Raw genomic sequence first — 16,243 nt, 5'->3', positions numbered from 1 at the left:
ATGCTTTTACCTAGGGGTTTGTCAAGCACCGCCACATTCAGTTTGCAGCGTTGTTGGACTGATGGTGACTTACTCGGTATTTTCACTACCGTCGACTGGCATTTCAGCTTCAGTCACCACAATATTTTCCGGCTGATTTTTTCCATCATTGTCTTCGACCATATCAAAGAGTTTTTGCTCTTCCGCACGATTGATACGACGTTGCTGGTGATAGGCCAAGCCGGTTCCAGCCGGAATCAGGCGACCGACAATGACGTTTTCTTTCAGACCACGCAGTTCGTCGAAACTGCCCAGTACCGCAGCTTCTGTAAGCACACGGGTGGTTTCTTGGAAAGATGCGGCCGAAACAAAAGACTCGGTTGCAAGAGATGCTTTGGTAATCCCCATCAACACCGGTTCGTAACGCACCGGCAGTTTGCCTTGCACCTGTAAACGATCATTCTCATTTAGAACACGCTGCAAATCAACCTGTTCGCCAACAATCAGGCGGGATTCACCGGCGTCCAGCACTACGACTTTACGCAGCATCTGGCGCACAATGACTTCAATATGTTTATCATTGATTTTTACCCCTTGCAGACGATAGACGTTCTGGATTTCGCGCACGATGTGGGCTGCCAGTTCGGCAACCCCGCGCAAACGCAGGATGTCATGCGGCGTCAACTCGCCATCGGCAAGCACGTCGCCCTGCTTGACTTGTTCGCCTTCAAAGACGTTCAGGCGACGCCATTTCGGGATCAGAATTTCGATCATCTCGCCGCTATCTTCGGCAGTGATGATTAAACGCTGCTTGCCTTTGGTTTCTTTACCAAAAGAGACGGTACCGGTTTTCTCGGCAAGGATTGCCGGTTCTTTCGGTTTGCGTGCTTCGAAGAGATCGGCGACGCGCGGTAAACCACCGGTAATATCTGCGGTTTTCCCGGAAGCCTGTGGCATTCTCGCCAGGATGTCACCTACTTCCACTTTCGCACCATCGTCCAGGTGCACGATGGCACCGCCCGGCAGGAAATAGTTGACCGGAATATCGGAACCTGTCTGTTTGACTGGTTGCCCGTTATCATCCAGTAATTGAATCAACGGCCGCTTGTCTTTAGCCGAAGTGGAACGCAGTGCGTTATCCATGATGGTACGCACGGTCAGACCTGTATCGGCATCAGAAGACTCTTGTACGGTAACGCCGTCTTCGAAGTCATGGAAGGTAATGCGGCCACTGACTTCGGCAATAATCGGATGGGTGTGCGGATCCCAACTGGCAAGTAGTTGCCCTTGTTTGACTTCATCACCGTTTCCCACACCCAGCATGGCGCCATACGGCAGTTTGTAGCGTTCACGTTCGTGGCCGTTCTGATCGATAACAGACAATTCACTGGAACGTGATACGGCAACCAGTTTGCCGTCTTTATTAGTGACGGTCTTGATATTGCTGAGACGCACGGTACCGTTGGTTTTCGCTTCAACCGAGCCAACTGCTGCTGCGCTGGACGCAGCACCACCAATGTGGAAAGTCCGCATCGTCAACTGAGTTCCCGGTTCGCCGATGGACTGCGCGGCAATAACGCCAACGGCTTCACCAACGTTGACGCGGTGTCCGCGTGCAAGGTCACGCCCATAACATTGGGCACACACACCATAGCGGGATTCGCAGGTAATAACGGAACGCACCATAACCCGATCCACTCCGGCATTTTCCAGAATGGCGATTTCTTTTTCTTCAAGCAGGGTACCGGCATCCAGTACAACCTTGCCGCTCTGGTCGCTAACAGGTTCAGCCAATACTCGGCCAAGAACGCGGTCACTCAGGCGTTCAACCACATCCCCGCCTTCAACAACAGCCTGGATTTCAAAACCGCGCGTCGTCCCGCAGTCTTCCTCGTTTACCACAACATCTTGTGAGACATCAACCAAGCGGCGGGTCAAGTAACCGGAATTTGCCGTTTTCAGCGCGGTGTCGGCCAAGCCTTTACGCGCGCCGTGAGTTGAAATGAAGTATTGCAGGACGTTCAGCCCTTCACGGAAGTTGGCTGTAATCGGGGTCTCGATGATGGAACCATCCGGTTTCGCCATCAGACCGCGCATCCCGGCCAGCTGACGAATCTGGGCAGCAGAACCCCGCGCGCCGGAGTCGGCCATCATATAGACGGAATTGAAGGATTCCTGTTTGACAGTTTCTCCCTCACGGTTGACCACGTCCTCTTGTCGCAGGTTATCCATCATCGCTTTCGCCAGTTTTTCGTTGGCGCGCGACCAGATGTCAATGACCTTATTGTACTTTTCGCCTTGGGTGAGCAAACCGGAAGCGTATTGATCTTCTATTTCTTTCACTTCGTTTTCAGAAGATTGCAGTATTTCCGTTTTCGACGCGGGAACGACCATATCAACGATCCCGATTGACGCTCCAGAATAGGTCGCATAGCGGTAGCCGGTGTACATCAACTGGTCGGCGAGAATAACGGTCTCTTTCTGTCCCAACTGGCGGTAGCATTGGTTGATCAACGCAGAAATAGCTTTCTTGTTCATTGACTTGTTGATCAGGTCGAAGGACAGTCCTTCCGGGAGGATTTGTGACAGCAACGCACGCCCGACTGTGGTCGGAATACGGCGGAAATGTTTCTCCCCGTTTTCATACAGATCAAGGCGTACTTCAATTTTCGCTTGCAGGTGTACTTCTCCCGCTTGGTAGGCGCGCTCGACTTCCTTGATGTCGGCAAAGCGCATCCCTTCACCTTTCGCATTGATGCGTTCACGCGTCATGTAGTACAGCCCCAGAACCACATCTTGCGACGGCACGATAATCGGCTCGCCGTTCGAGGGGGAGAGGATATTGTTCGAACTCATCATCAGGGCGCGCGCTTCCAGCTGGGCTTCAAGCGAAAGCGGCACGTGTACTGCCATCTGGTCACCATCAAAGTCGGCGTTAAACGCGGCGCACACCAGCGGGTGCAGCTGGATGGCCTTGCCTTCAATCAGGATCGGCTCAAACGCCTGAATTCCCAAGCGGTGCAAGGTTGGAGCGCGGTTGAGCATGACCGGATGCTCGCGAATGACGTATTCGAGTGCATCCCAGACTTCAGGTTCATCGCGTTCCACCATCAGTTTGGCCGCCTTGATGGTCGGTGCCTGTTCTTTTTCAATCAGTTGCTGGAAGATAAACGGTTTGAAGAGTTCCAGTGCCATGCGTTTCGGCAGACCGCATTGATGCAGGCGTAAGGTCGGACCAACGACGATCACCGAGCGTCCGGAATAGTCCACCCGCTTGCCGAGCAGATTCTGACGGAAGCGTCCCTGCTTGCCTTTAATCATATCGGCCAGTGATTTTAGTGGACGTTTGTTGGAACCGGTCACGGTGCGACCACGGCGACCGTTATCCAGCAGGGAATCCACCGCTTCCTGCAACATGCGTTTTTCATTACGGACAATAATATCCGGCGCGAACAGTTCCAGCAGACGTTTCAGGCGGTTGTTGCGGTTAATGACGCGACGATAGAGATCATTCAGATCGGATGTGGCGAAGCGGCCGGAATCCAGCGGTACCAGCGGGCGTAAATCCGGCGGCAACACCGGCAGGACATTGAGAATCAGCCATTCCGGTTTGCCCACAACTTTTTTGGGATCGTCCGGATCGGGAACAAAGGCGTCAATCAGGTTAATCCGCTTGACCAGACGTTTTTTCTTGGTTTCCGACGAGGTTTGTTCCAACTCTTCTTTCAGGGTTTGCAGCACTTCGCGCCAATCGGTAGTACGCAGGATTTCCTGAATGGCTTCCGCCCCCATCATCGCCTTGAATTCATGGCCGTATTCTTCTACCGCCTGCAAATAGGCTTCTTCGTTGAGCAGCTGATTCTTTTCCAGCGGTGTCATGCCCGGATCCAGCACGATGAAAGACTCAAAATACAGTACCCGCTCGATTTCGCGCAGGGTCAGATCCAGCAACAGACCAATGCGAGACGGCAGGGACTTCAGAAACCAAATATGGGCGACTGGTGTCGCCAGTTCGATATGTCCCATGCGCTCGCGCCGCACGCTGGCTTTGGTAACTTCCACCCCGCATTTTTCACACACCACGCCACGGTGTTTGAGTCGTTTGTATTTGCCGCACAGGCATTCGTAGTCTTTGATTGGTCCAAAAATCTTGGCGCAAAACAAACCGTCCCGCTCTGGCTTGAAGGTGCGGTAGTTGATGGTTTCAGGTTTTTTGACCTCGCCGAATGACCACGAGCGGATCATGTCGGGCGATGCCAGGCCGATGCGGATACGATCAAAATCATCCACACCGTCCTGCGGTTTGAACATATTAATGAGTTCTTTCATGATAAAACCTGCCTGCGTTGATTATTCCTGTTCCAAATCAATATTGATGGCGAGAGCCTTGATTTCCTTGGTAAGTACGTTGAACGATTCCGGCATGCCCGGATCGATTTGCAGATTACCGTCCACGATGTTCTTGTACATTTTGGTACGCCCTTCGACATCATCCGATTTCACCGTCAGCATTTCCTGCAAGGTATAAGCGGCACCATAGGCTTCCAGCGCCCACACTTCCATTTCCCCGAAACGCTGCCCGCCAAACTGTGCGCGCCCGCCAAGCGGTTGCTGCGTGACCAGCGAGTAAGGGCCGGTCGAGCGGGCATGCATCTTGTCGTCAACCAGATGGTTCAGTTTGAGCATGTACATGTAACCAACCGTGACTTCACGATCAAAGGGTTCGCCGGTACGACCATCGAAGAGGCGGGTCTGGCCACTTTTCGGCAATCCGGCCAATTCCAGCATCCGCTGGACTTCTGTTTCTTTGGCGCCGTCAAAGACCGGCGTTGCCATCGGTACGCCGGCGCGCAGATTCTGACAGAGGGCAATGAAATCTTCGTCGCTCAACGAATCCAGCGACTCGCGCTGCCCATCGTGGTTATAAACTTCGTTCAGATAGGCGCGCAACTGCTTGGGCTTGCCTTTTTGATCCAGCATTTCACCAATTCGCAGACCGATGCCGCGCGCTGCCCAGCCCAAGTGGGTTTCCAATACCTGCCCGATATTCATCCGCGACGGGACACCGAGCGGGTTGAGGCAGATATCGACAGGAGTGCCGTCTTCCATATAAGGCATATCTTCTACCGGCACGATGCGCGAGACCACGCCTTTGTTGCCGTGCCGCCCTGCCATCTTGTCACCCGGCTGCAAGCGGCGCTTGACCGCCAGATAGACTTTGACCATTTTCAGCACACCGGGGGCAAGGTCGTCACCTTGCGAAAATTTCGCTTTCTTCTCTTCGTAGTAATCCTGCAATTCACGGCGTTTATCAAGCAACAACCGGTGCATCCCGTCTAGCTGTTCATTGATTTCACCGTCTTGCAGACGCAAATCAAACCACTGCTCCGGCTTCAATTCATCCAGCAGCGCTTGATCAACAAGATCTCCCGCCTTGCGTTTCGGTGCCTTCTTCATCGCCTGCCCAAGCAGCAGGCGGGCAACCCGTTCGTGGATATCGTTTTCGAATACCCGCAATTGGTCTTTAATATTTTTGGCGATGCTGGCAATTTCCATCGCTTCGATTTCTTTGGCGCGCGTATCCTTCTCTACGCCGTCCCGCGTATAGACACGCACATCCACCACAGTGCCGTCCATGCCCACGGGGACACGCAGTGAACTGTCTTTTACATCGGAAGCTTTCTCACCAAAAATTGCGCGCAGCAGTTTCTCTTCCGGCGACTGCGAACGTTCGCCCTTCGGCGTTACTTTACCGACCAAAATGTCCCCGGCTTTTACTTCCGCCCCGATATGCACGATACCGGTACTGTCCAGCTTTGCCAGCGCACTTTCCTTCACATTCGGAATATCGCTGCTGATTTCTTCCGAACCCAGTTTGGTATCACGCGCCACGCAGGTAAGCTCTTCAATGTGGATAGTGGTGAAACGGTCTTCCTGCACCACCCGCTCGGAAATCAGGATGGAGTCTTCGAAGTTGTAACCGTTCCAGGGCATGAAAGCAATCAGCATATTTTGCCCCAATGCCAATTCGCCCATATCGGTGGATGGACCGTCAGCCAGCACGTCACCACGCGCCACCACGTCTCCCGGTTTGACCAGTGGTTTTTGGTTAATACAGGTATTCTGGTTGGAACGGGTATATTTGGTCAGGTTGTAAATATCAACCCCCAAACCGCCCGGTTGCACTTCATCATCATTGACCTTAACGACAATCCGCGAAGAATCAACCAGATCAATGACACCGCCCCGCTCGGCACGCACCAGTACCCCGGAATCGCTGGCAACAACCCGTTCCATACCGGTACCAACCAGCGGTTTATCGGCACGCAATGTCGGCACCGCCTGGCGCTGCATGTTGGATCCCATTAGGGCACGGTTTGCATCATCGTGTTCGAGGAACGGGATCAGTGAAGCTGCCACGGACACAATCTGTTTCGGCGAGACGTCCATATAATCAATGCGGTCGGAGCGGGACAACATGAATTCATTCTGATAGCGGGCGGATACCAAATCATCACGGAAAGAACCATCCTCATTCAGTGCCGCATTTGCCTGGGCAATAACGTACTTGGATTCTTCAATAGCGGAGAGGTATTCAGTCTCCATCGTCACCTTGCCGTCAACCACCTTACGGTATGGAGTTTCGAGGAAGCCATACTCGTTGGTTTTCGCATATACCGCCAGCGAGTTGATCAGGCCGATATTCGGTCCTTCCGGTGTCTCAATCGGGCAGAGGCGGCCATAGTGCGTCGGATGCACGTCGCGTACCTCAAACCCCGCCCGCTCACGGGTCAGTCCGCCAGGGCCAAGCGCGGAAATACGCCGCTTGTGGGTTACTTCAGACAGCGGGTTGTTCTGATCCATGAACTGCGATAACTGCGAGGAACCAAAAAATTCCTTAATTGCCGCAGATACCGGCTTCTGATTAATCAGTTCCTTCGGCGTCAACCCTTCGGATTCTACCTGGCTCAAGCGTTCTTTAATCGAACGTTCCAAACGAACGAGGCCGATTCGGAAAGCATTCGCTGCCATTTCGCCGACACAGCGGATACGTCGGTTACCGAGATGGTCAATGTCATCAACCATCCCATCGCCATCTTTAATGGCGATCAGGGTTTTCAATACCCGAATTACGTCTTCACGCGACAGCACACCGCTGCCTGTATCTTCGGCGATACCAAGACGGCGGTTGAATTTCATCCGCCCGACACGCGACAGGTCATAGCGTTCCTCATTGAAGAAGAGATTATCAAAGAGTGTGTCCGCCGCATCCTTGGTTGGCGGTTCGCCCGGACGCATCATGCGGTAAATTTCGGCACGTGCATTATCCTGATCGGTAGTTTCATCTACACGCAAGGTGTCGGCAATATAAGCGCCACGATCCAGTTCGTTGACATACAGGGTTTCGAATGCTTTCACCCCTAATTCAACGAACTTCACCAGATGCTCTTCAGTCAGAACGGTGTTAGCCTGCAAAATCAATTCACCACTTTCCTTGTCAATCAGATCTTTGGCAAGGATTTTGCCGACGACAAAATCCATCGGCACAATTTGGCTGGTGACCTTTTTTTCTTCCAGTTGCCGCACATGACGGGAAGTAATACGTTTCCCCGCTTCAACCAGCACTTCGCCATCCGCGACAATATCGAAAGCGACTGCTTCGCCCTTGAATTGCGTCGGCTGGAATTTCATTTCTAGCTTACCCCTAGTGATTCTAAAAGCCTGTGTTTCGAAGAATTCGCCAAGAATATCGGCATCGCTATAGCCCAGTGCATGCAACAATACCGTTACCGGCAATTTACGGCGGCGGTCAATACGGCAATAGAGCAAATCCTTGGCATCGAATTCAAAATCCAGCCAGGAACCACGATAGGGGATAACCCGTGCAGAAAAGAGCAATTTACCGGAACTGTGCCCGACACCTTTATCATGATCGAAAAAGACACCGGGAGAACGATGCAACTGCGAGACGATAACCCGCTCGGTTCCGTTGATGACAAAAGTGCCGTTATCGGTCATTAACGGCATCTCACCCATAAAAACCGGCTCGGATTCAATCACCTGTTTCAGTTTACGCTTGTTGGGATCAGTCTTGTCGTAGATAGCTACCCGCATCCGTACACGCAAAGGGGCGGAATACGTGACGCCGCGCAACTGGCATTCGCGCACATCAAACTCCGGCTTGCCCAAGTCATAACCCACATATTGCAATTCAATCAATCCATTATGACTGACAATAGGAAAGATGGAAGAAAAGGCTTCATGCAGCCCCACATTTTCACGCTTGTTTGCCGGGATATTGCTTTGCAGAAAATCATGATACGAATCCAGTTGCATTGCCAACAAATAAGGCGTATCCAGTACGGTAGGATGTTTGCTGAAATTTTTGCGGATGCGTTTTTTCTCGGTAAACGTATAAGTCATGGCGGATTAACCTCAAGCGGTAGAAGATGCGTACAGCGCAGAAAATGAATCTGGAAAGATTATGCAACAACGAACGTCGATGGCCCGGACATTTCCTGTTGCATCAGCTTTCAAGACAGGAAAAAGTACCGGCATAAAAACACCGGTACTTTTCATAAGGCAGCAAAGAAGTTACTTGAGTTCGGCTTTGGCACCGGCAGCTTCGAGTTCGGCCTTGATTTTTTCGGCCTCTTCTTTAGCAAGACCTTCTTTCAGGGTGGAAGGTGCGCCATCAACAGCTTCTTTGGCTTCTTTCAGACCAAGACCGGTAACGGTACGGACAACTTTGATAACAGCGACCTTGTTCGCACCGGCGTCAGTAAGAACAACGTCAAATTCGGTCTGTTCCTCGGCAGCGGCAACCGGACCAGCGGCAACCGGAGCGGCGGCAACTGCTGCTGCAGCAGTAACACCGAATTTTTCCTCCATTGCGGCGATCAAATCGACAACATCCATTACGGACATTTCGGCAATGGCATTAAGGATATCTTCTTTAGCGATAGCCATGTGATAACTCCAAATTTATTAAATTAGATAAGGTTAAACAATACCCAAAGCGCTTATGCGGCTTTGTTTTGGCGAATAGCTTCAATCGTACGAACCAGTTTGCCCGGGATTTCGTTGAGTGTACGGGCAAATTTGTCAAGCGGCGCGCGCATACATGCCATGAGCAATGCCAGTGCCTCTTCCCTGGTCGGCAGCTTCGCCAACCGTTCCAGTTCGCTTCCCGGCAGCAACTCGCCGGAAACACTGACAAACTTGACCATTTCTTTGTCCAGCTTGTCATTTTCCTTAAAGAAGTCGCGCCACAGACGTGCCGCAGCACCGGGATCTTCCATTGAGAAAGCCAAAACCAGCGGGCCGACCAAATGATCTTGTGTACAGGCAAAATCCGTTTCGGCCAAAGCCCTTCTGGCCAGGGTATTCTTAACTACCCGCAGATAAACGCCGGTTGCGCGTGCGCGTGCGTGCAGTTGCGTCATGTGTTCAACGGTTAGCCCGTGATATTCCGTCGCAACTAGCGCATACGCTTTGCCAGCGATTTCACTGACTTCCGCAACAACGTTTTTTTTGCTGGTTAAATTCAAGCCCATTCCATACTCCTTAAGTCGGATCGGGTTACCCTAAAACCACCGATAAAATCGGTGAACCTTGGTATAGCCTTTCAGACAGCTGAAGCGACCTACCATCTATGCAGGAAATTAAGTTCTACGAACACCTGCAGTCTTTGACGATAGCTGCCATGCAGCTATCCCAAATCCTTGCTGATTTTTATGCAGCACTACCAAACGACGCCACATCAATGACAATTCCCGGACCCATCGTGGTCGAAAGAAATGCTTTTTTCAAATAAATACCCTTGGCAGCGGCAGGGCGCAATTTATTAATCTCGGCAACCAGTGCATTGAGGTTTTCTGCCAGCTGTTGTTCACTGAAATTCACTTTGCCTATCATGGCGTGAACAACACCACCCTTGTCAGCACGGAAACGCACTTGACCGGCTTTGGCATTTTCTACGGCCGTTTTTACGTCAGGGGTAACGGTTCCAACTTTGGGGTTAGGCATCAAGCCGCGAGGCCCAAGCACCTGTCCCAATTGACCGACAACACGCATGGCGGCAGGTTCGGCTATAACGACATCAAAATCGTTGCGGCCATTTTTAATTTCATCAGCCAATTCGTCCATACCCACCAAATCCGCACCTGCGGCCTGCGCTGCGTCCGCAGCCGCACCTTGTGCAAAAACCGCCACACGGACAGATTTGCCGGTGCCGTTCGGCAATACAGCAGCACCTCGCACGACTTGATCGGACTTGCGCGGGTCAACACCCAAGTTGATTGCCACATCCACAGACTCCACGAATTTGGCAGCAGGAATGGATTTCAACAGTGTCAATGCTTCCATTAGCGAATAAACCTTGCCGCTTTCTATTTGATTGCGAAAAGCCCGCACACGTTTACTTAATTTGGCCATGCCTTAATCCTCTACCTTCAAGCCCATAGAACGCGCACTACCTGCGATGGTATTAACGCCAGCCTGCAGATTAGCGGCAGTCAAGTCAGGTTGTTTAACCTTGACGATTTCTTCCAACTGGGCGCGGGTTACTTTACCAACTTTCTCTGTATTGGGCCGCCCACTGCCAGACTTAACGCCGGCCGCTTTTTTCAGCAAATAAGTAGCAGGCGGAGTTTTAGTTATGAAGGTAAAGCTGCGATCACTGTAAACCGTAATAACTACTGGGACAGGCATTCCCGCTTCCATACTTTGCGTTTCTGCATTAAACGCTTTACAAAATTCCATAATATTTACGCCATGCTGACCCAAGGCAGGGCCAACCGGAGGACTCGGATTCGCTTTACCCGCCGCGATTTGCAGCTTGATATAGCCGGTAATTTTTTTTGCCATATATTACTCCAAATGGGTATAACGCCTTGCGGCTCCCCTGATTATAGGTCTTTTTCCACTTGATGGAATTCAAGCTCCACCGGAGTGGGACGACCAAAAATAAGCACAGAAACCTTCAGCCTGCTTTTTTCATACATAACTTCTTCTACTGTGCCCGTGAATTCGGCAAAAGGTCCCTCTACAATACGGACCTCTTCGCCAATTTCAAATAATGTCTTCGGACGTGGTTTTTCAACACCTTCTTCAACACGACGCAAGATAACATCAACCTCGTGCTGAGGAATAGGTGCTGGATTCTCCGCTGTGCCACCCACGAAACCAGAAACGCGAGGGATACCGCGGACGGCATGCCACGTAACATCGTTCATCACCATTTCCACCAACACATAATTGGGAAAAAATTTACGCTGCGAACTGCGCTTTTTGCCATCCTTGATTTCAACCACTTCCTCGGACGGAATGAGAATGCGGCCAAAATATTCTTGCAGTCCTTCGCGTTCGATCCGTTCTTCCAAGGCACGCCTAACCTGCTGTTCAAACTGGGAATACGTTTGCAACACATACCATTGCATGGACATCAGAGTAACGCCTCGATGATTTTCACCAAAATCCAGTCAAAAATACTAAGGACGATAGCGAACAGCGCGACCAAAACCAAAACCACCAAAGTGCTCTTGGTCGCTTCTTCCTTGGTTGGCCAGCGCACCTTGCGCATTTCTATGCGTGCACCGCGAAACAACGCCAGCAGATAATCACGATGACTGGTCGGCCATAATGCTGCTGCCGAAATAATAAGGGTAGCTACAGCAATACCAAAGCGCGCATAACCGGATAATCCGGCAAAAAAGTAATTATTGGAACCGGCACAATAAAAACCGCCCAAAAATAAAATTACGGCAAGCGCCGTAAATAGAGAATCCAAGGGTTTTTTCTGCTGTTCCACCGAGCCTTGCTGCATATTTTCCCTCTAATAGATGGCAGGCGAGGAGGGACTCGAACCCCCAACCGACGGTTTTGGAAACCGCAACTCTGCCAATTGAGCTACTCGCCTATCTATGCCGTTGAAAAAGGGCGGTGATTATAAACACCACCCCTATTTTTACAAGATATCTTTATCTTATTCGATAATTTTGGAGACGACGCCCGCACCTACTGTACGGCCACCTTCACGAATTGCAAAACGAAGTCCTTCGTCCATCGCAATCGGCGAAATCAGATGAACATTCATCTTGATATTATCACCCGGCATGACCATTTCCACACCTTCCGGCAGGATGCATTCACCTGTCACGTCCGTAGTACGGAAGTAAAACTGCGGACGGTAACCTTTAAAAAATGGGGTGTGACGACCACCTTCGTCTTTGGACAGTATATAAACTTCCGCCTCAAATTTGGTGTGCGGGGTAATCGTACCCGGTTTGGCCAACACTTGTCCACGTTCTACTTCTTCACGTTTGGTACCGCGCAGCAATACACCAACGTTATCGCCTGCTTCACCCTGATCCAGCAGCTTGCGGAACATTTCCACACCGGTGCAGGTGGTTTTGGCAGTCGGGCGGATACCGACTATTTCGATTTCTTCACCAACTTTGATTACTCCGCGCTCAATACGCCCGGTCACTACCGTACCACGACCGGATATGGAGAAAACGTCTTCAATCGGCATCAGGAACGGTTTGTCAATGTCACGCTGCGGCTCGGGAATATAGCTGTCCAGCGCATCTACCAGTTTGATAATAGAAGGAACACCAATATCGGACTGATCTCCTTCCAGCGCTTTCAATGCAGAACCGATAATAATCGGGGTATCGTCACCGGGAAAGTCGTATTCGCTCAACAGGTCGCGCACTTCCATTTCCACCAGTTCCAGCAGCTCGGCATCATCAACCATGTCTGCCTTGTTCAGATAAACTACGATATAGGGAACACCCACCTGACGGGACAACAGAATGTGTTCACGGGTTTGCGGCATCGGGCCATCGGCTGCAGAGCAGACCAAAATGGCTCCATCCATTTGCGCTGCGCCGGTAATCATGTTTTTAACATAGTCGGCGTGCCCGGGGCAGTCTACGTGTGCATAGTGACGGTTCGGGGATTCGTATTCGACGTGTGCGGTTGAGATGGTGATACCGCGCGCACGTTCTTCGGGTGCACCGTCAATCTGGTCATAGGCTTTAAAGGTACCGCCAAAGCGTTCTGCACCAACTTTGGTCAGCGCCGCCGTCAGTGTCGTCTTGCCATGGTCAACGTGACCAATCGTGCCCACGTTAACGTGCGGCTTGGTTCGGGTAAATTTCTCTTTTGACATCTCAATCCGCCAAGGGTTTAAAAATTCGGAAATTAAGGGATGGAGCCCATAACCGGATTTGAACCGGTGACCTCTTCCTTACCAAGGAAGTGCTCTACCTGCTGAGCTATATGGACGTAGTCTTGATACTGGAGCGGGTGATGGGAATCGAACCCACACCATCAGCTTGGAAGGCTGAGGTTCTACCATTGAACTACACCCGCAAGTTAAATGGTGGAGGGGGTAGGATTCGAACCTACGAAGGCTGAGCCGGCAGATTTACAGTCTGCTCCCGTTGACCGCTTGGGTACCCCTCCGGGAAAGTGGGGGCGCATTATATACATCGGCAACACAACGTCAAGCTTTCTTTCCTTTTGTGTGGCCGTATTTTCTAACCATTCGATTACAAGCGAATTATTTTGCGCTAATAATCGCTGCCAGACGACGCTGCAACACATCATAAGCAGCCAATTCCCCGCCCCAGGCATAACCGCCATCCAGACAAACCGCCTTTCCTCCCGTGTGCAAACCCAGGCTCGCCCAGTGACCGAACAATTGCAGCCATTCACACCGCTGCGGCACACTGAACCACGGCAACAATCCTTCCGTCTTCTTCGGCCGGTCTTTTGCATGCAGATTCAGACTGCCATCCGCATTGAGATAACGCATCCGGCAGAACGCATTCACGGCAAAACGCCAATAATCCATCCCGCGCAAATCCGCCGACCACCGATCCGGCTTGTCGCCGAAAATCTCGCGCAGGAAGCCGCGATACCCATCCCCGCGCAACTGCGCGGAAACCGCATCACTGGCCGCCTGCCCTTCTTCAACCGACCATTGCGGGAACAGCCCCGCATGCGACATCAGCACCTGCAAACGCGGCTCGACGTGCAACAGCGGGAACTGACGCAACCCATCAATCAGCGCCTCCCCATCATCACAGCGCAACACATCCAGCGTGGACTGCTGCATCCGGTTCCCCGGAAACCGCTGCGCCTGCACCAGCATCGAAAAATCATGATTGCCCAGCACCACCCGCTTCAACCGCAGACCATGCACAAAGCGCAGCACCCCGGCCGAATCCGGGCCGCGATTCACCAAATCACCGACGAACCACAACTCATCGCCATCGCCATAGCCGACCTTGTCCAGCAGCCGCAACAACCCGTCCAGATGCCCATGCACATCGCCAATTGCAAAAATCGCCATACCGCGCCCCTTATAATAAACAGCCACAAAACGCTCATTTTACTGTACCCATGAACACCCTCTACAACCTGCTGCTGCATCTGCTCACCCCCTTTGCCCTGCTGCGCCTCTACTACAAATCGCGGCGAAATCCCGCCTACCGCGCGCACATTGGCGAACGCTTCGCCCGCCACCTGCCCCCTGCCCTGCCGAACAGCCTGTGGATACACACCGTCAGCGTCGGCGAATTCCTCGCCATCCGCCCGCTGCTGGACGCCCTGCTCGCCGTCCACCCCGACCATAACCTTTGGCTCACCTGCACCACCCCGACCGGCCGCGCGCAAATCGCCCAATACCACGCCCAACACCCCGGCCGCACCGCATACAGCTACCTGCCCTACGATACCACCGCCAACATCCGCCGTGCCCTCGACCACATCCGCCCGCGCCTCATCATCCTCATGGAAACCGAAATCTGGCCGAACCTCATCCGCCTCGCCGCCAAGCGGGACATCCCCGTCCAACTCAGCAACGCCCGCCTCTCGGCCAAATCCCTACGCGGCTACTACCGCTACGCCCGCTGCCTTCTGCACGAACCGCTTGCCACCCTGCGCGTGGACGCCCAAACCCGCTTCGATGCCCGCCGCTACCGCGTCCTCGGCGTCCCCGCCGCCCACATCACCATCACCCCCAACCTCAAATACCAGACACCCGCTGCCGAACCCCTGCCCGCCGACATCGCCGCCGCACGCCGGCCCGACACCTGGATTGCCGCCAGCACCCATGAAGGCGAAGAACAGATCATCCTCGCCGCCCACCACCTGTTGCAACAACACCTGCCGCACGCCTGCCTCATCATTGCCCCACGCCACCCCGAACGCCGCGACAGCATTGCCCAATACATCCGCGATGCGGGCTACGCGCCCCGCCTGCGCAGCCGGGGCGAAACCGCCCGCGACAGAGGCGACATCTACCTCCTCGACACCCTCGGCGAACTCAACCATCACTACCGCATCAGCGACCTCGCCTACATCGGCGGCAGCCTCATCCCGCACGGCGGCCACAACCCGCTCGAAGCCCTGCACGCCGGTATCCCCGTCATCTTCGGGCACAGCATGTACAACTTCCAGCACATCCGCGACGCCCTCATCCACCAACCCTTCGCGCGCGAACTCGCCGATGGCCGTCCCGAAACCCTCGCCGCCGCCCTGCTCGCCCTGCATGCAGAACCGCACACCGCTGCCATCCGCGCTTACATGGCTCCTTACCACAACATCGTCGCCGCCCACCAGCAACACATCGACGCCCTGCTCAATGAACAAAAAGCAACAACCGCAAACATTGCCGAAACCTGAACAGCGGGCTACATTACGCGCCACCCAATCCACAACATACGGAGAACCCATGAAAAAACTGACCCCGGTCGGCCTTGCCCTGGCCCTGATCATCAGCGGCTGCACCACCTTCGGCCTCGGCGGCAGCGACACCCCGCCCCCTGTTGCCAACAACCCGCCTGCCCAGCAGCCCCCTGCTGCCAATAACAACAACGCCGCCTTCCTCGGCACCTACAACGGCGTTCTGCCCTGCGCCGACTGCGACGGCCTGCAAATCAGCCTGACCCTGACCGGCGGCAACTACACCATCCAGTCCACCAAACTCGGCAAAAAACAGGAAAACAAACAGGACAGCGGCGTGTACCGCACCACCACCGACAAACAATACCTGCAACTCGACAACAACGCGGGCAACCTCACCTTCCAGATTGGCAACGGCTACCTCGAACTGCGCCGCCCGGATGGCGAAAAACTCGACCCGTCCCAACCGGATGAAAAATTCCGCCTCAAACGCCAATAACCGCCCAACCAAGCCGGTCGCCCGACCGGCTTTTTCGCGTCAAAGTGCCGTATCCGCCGCCCGCTG

Annotated in this window: 12 protein-coding genes and 4 tRNA genes; 2 read left to right on the top strand and 14 right to left on the bottom strand. The window is 53.1% G+C overall.

Going from position 1 to position 16,243, the window contains the following annotated elements; genetic code table 11:
- Nucleotides 1-69 precede the first annotated feature (69 nt).
- From rpoC to Q0562_RS09130, 14 genes are all read right to left on the bottom strand, one after another.
- Nucleotides 70-4,308 (bottom strand): DNA-directed RNA polymerase subunit beta', encoded by a 4,239-nt coding sequence (rpoC, locus tag Q0562_RS09195; RefSeq protein ID WP_298643680.1) that lies wholly within the window; start codon nucleotides 4,306-4,308, stop codon nucleotides 70-72.
- Nucleotides 4,309-4,329: 21 nt separating this feature from the next.
- Complete coding sequence (gene rpoB / locus Q0562_RS09190; protein ID WP_298643679.1) at nucleotides 4,330-8,403, bottom strand: DNA-directed RNA polymerase subunit beta; 4,074 nt, start codon at nucleotides 8,401-8,403, stop codon at nucleotides 4,330-4,332.
- Between the two features lie 171 nt (nucleotides 8,404-8,574).
- Nucleotides 8,575-8,949, bottom strand: a complete 375-nt coding sequence (gene rplL, locus Q0562_RS09185) for a 50S ribosomal protein L7/L12 (protein ID WP_298643677.1) — start codon at nucleotides 8,947-8,949, stop codon at nucleotides 8,575-8,577.
- A gap of 53 nt (nucleotides 8,950-9,002) precedes the next feature.
- Complete coding sequence (gene rplJ, locus Q0562_RS09180) at nucleotides 9,003-9,536, bottom strand: 50S ribosomal protein L10 (RefSeq protein ID WP_298643675.1); 534 nt, start codon at nucleotides 9,534-9,536, stop codon at nucleotides 9,003-9,005.
- 178 nt (nucleotides 9,537-9,714) lie between these two features.
- Nucleotides 9,715-10,416: a 50S ribosomal protein L1 gene (gene rplA / locus Q0562_RS09175; RefSeq protein ID WP_298643673.1), complete on the bottom strand. Its 702-nt coding sequence runs from the start codon at nucleotides 10,414-10,416 to the stop codon at nucleotides 9,715-9,717.
- Between the two features lie 3 nt (nucleotides 10,417-10,419).
- Nucleotides 10,420-10,848, bottom strand: a complete 429-nt coding sequence (rplK, locus tag Q0562_RS09170) for a 50S ribosomal protein L11 (RefSeq protein WP_298643671.1) — start codon at nucleotides 10,846-10,848, stop codon at nucleotides 10,420-10,422.
- Between the two features lie 41 nt (nucleotides 10,849-10,889).
- Nucleotides 10,890-11,426 (bottom strand): transcription termination/antitermination protein NusG, encoded by a 537-nt coding sequence (nusG, locus tag Q0562_RS09165; protein ID WP_298643670.1) that lies wholly within the window; start codon nucleotides 11,424-11,426, stop codon nucleotides 10,890-10,892.
- Entirely contained in the window at nucleotides 11,426-11,806 is a 381-nt protein-coding gene (gene secE, locus Q0562_RS09160) for a preprotein translocase subunit SecE (protein WP_298643669.1), read from the bottom strand. Before secE ends, nusG begins: the two co-directional genes overlap by 1 nt.
- Nucleotides 11,807-11,823: 17 nt before the next feature.
- Nucleotides 11,824-11,899: transfer RNA gene (locus Q0562_RS09155), tRNA-Trp, on the bottom strand.
- 66 nt (nucleotides 11,900-11,965) lie between these two features.
- Nucleotides 11,966-13,156, bottom strand: coding sequence for an elongation factor Tu (tuf, locus tag Q0562_RS09150; RefSeq protein WP_298643668.1), 1,191 nt, complete (start codon nucleotides 13,154-13,156; stop codon nucleotides 11,966-11,968).
- A gap of 40 nt (nucleotides 13,157-13,196) precedes the next feature.
- Nucleotides 13,197-13,272: transfer RNA gene (locus tag Q0562_RS09145), tRNA-Thr, on the bottom strand.
- A gap of 13 nt (nucleotides 13,273-13,285) precedes the next feature.
- Nucleotides 13,286-13,359 (bottom strand) — tRNA-Gly (locus Q0562_RS09140).
- Nucleotides 13,360-13,367: 8 nt separating this feature from the next.
- Nucleotides 13,368-13,452, bottom strand: a tRNA-Tyr gene (locus Q0562_RS09135).
- Nucleotides 13,453-13,549: 97 nt separating this feature from the next.
- On the bottom strand, nucleotides 13,550-14,344 hold the full coding sequence (locus Q0562_RS09130) for a symmetrical bis(5'-nucleosyl)-tetraphosphatase (protein ID WP_298643666.1): 795 nt from the start codon (nucleotides 14,342-14,344) through the stop codon (nucleotides 13,550-13,552).
- A gap of 50 nt (nucleotides 14,345-14,394) precedes the next feature.
- Between Q0562_RS09130 and Q0562_RS09125 the strand changes: the two genes are divergently transcribed.
- Complete coding sequence (locus Q0562_RS09125; protein ID WP_298643664.1) at nucleotides 14,395-15,678, top strand: 3-deoxy-D-manno-octulosonic acid transferase; 1,284 nt, start codon at nucleotides 14,395-14,397, stop codon at nucleotides 15,676-15,678.
- Nucleotides 15,679-15,727: 49 nt separating this feature from the next.
- Complete coding sequence (locus tag Q0562_RS09120) at nucleotides 15,728-16,177, top strand: copper resistance protein NlpE N-terminal domain-containing protein (protein ID WP_298643663.1); 450 nt, start codon at nucleotides 15,728-15,730, stop codon at nucleotides 16,175-16,177.
- Nucleotides 16,178-16,243: the final 66 nt, after the last annotated feature.

The organism is uncultured Cardiobacterium sp., assembly GCF_938028825.1.
GTDB lineage: Bacteria > Pseudomonadota > Gammaproteobacteria > Cardiobacteriales > Cardiobacteriaceae > Cardiobacterium.
Note: the sequence above shows the minus strand (reverse complement) of the source record. Positions and strands in the feature narration are given on the sequence as shown.

Excerpts from the sequence above, each read along its gene's own strand:
- rpoC (WP_298643680.1), bottom strand. The coding sequence starts at position 4,308 with ATGAAAGAACTCATTAATATGTTCAAACCGCAGGACGGTGTGGATGAT.
- rpoB (WP_298643679.1), bottom strand. The coding sequence starts at position 8,403 with ATGACTTATACGTTTACCGAGAAAAAACGCATCCGCAAAAATTTCAGC.
- rplL (WP_298643677.1), bottom strand. The coding sequence starts at position 8,949 with ATGGCTATCGCTAAAGAAGATATCCTTAATGCCATTGCCGAAATGTCC.
- rplJ (WP_298643675.1), bottom strand. The coding sequence starts at position 9,536 with ATGGGCTTGAATTTAACCAGCAAAAAAAACGTTGTTGCGGAAGTCAGT.
- rplA (WP_298643673.1), bottom strand. The coding sequence starts at position 10,416 with ATGGCCAAATTAAGTAAACGTGTGCGGGCTTTTCGCAATCAAATAGAA.
- rplK (WP_298643671.1), bottom strand. The coding sequence starts at position 10,848 with ATGGCAAAAAAAATTACCGGCTATATCAAGCTGCAAATCGCGGCGGGT.
- nusG (WP_298643670.1), bottom strand. The coding sequence starts at position 11,426 with ATGTCCATGCAATGGTATGTGTTGCAAACGTATTCCCAGTTTGAACAG.
- secE (WP_298643669.1), bottom strand. The coding sequence starts at position 11,806 with ATGCAGCAAGGCTCGGTGGAACAGCAGAAAAAACCCTTGGATTCTCTA.
- tuf (WP_298643668.1), bottom strand. The coding sequence starts at position 13,156 with ATGTCAAAAGAGAAATTTACCCGAACCAAGCCGCACGTTAACGTGGGC.
- Q0562_RS09130 (WP_298643666.1), bottom strand. The coding sequence starts at position 14,344 with ATGGCGATTTTTGCAATTGGCGATGTGCATGGGCATCTGGACGGGTTG.
- Q0562_RS09125 (WP_298643664.1), top strand. The coding sequence starts at position 14,395 with ATGAACACCCTCTACAACCTGCTGCTGCATCTGCTCACCCCCTTTGCC.
- Q0562_RS09120 (WP_298643663.1), top strand. The coding sequence starts at position 15,728 with ATGAAAAAACTGACCCCGGTCGGCCTTGCCCTGGCCCTGATCATCAGC.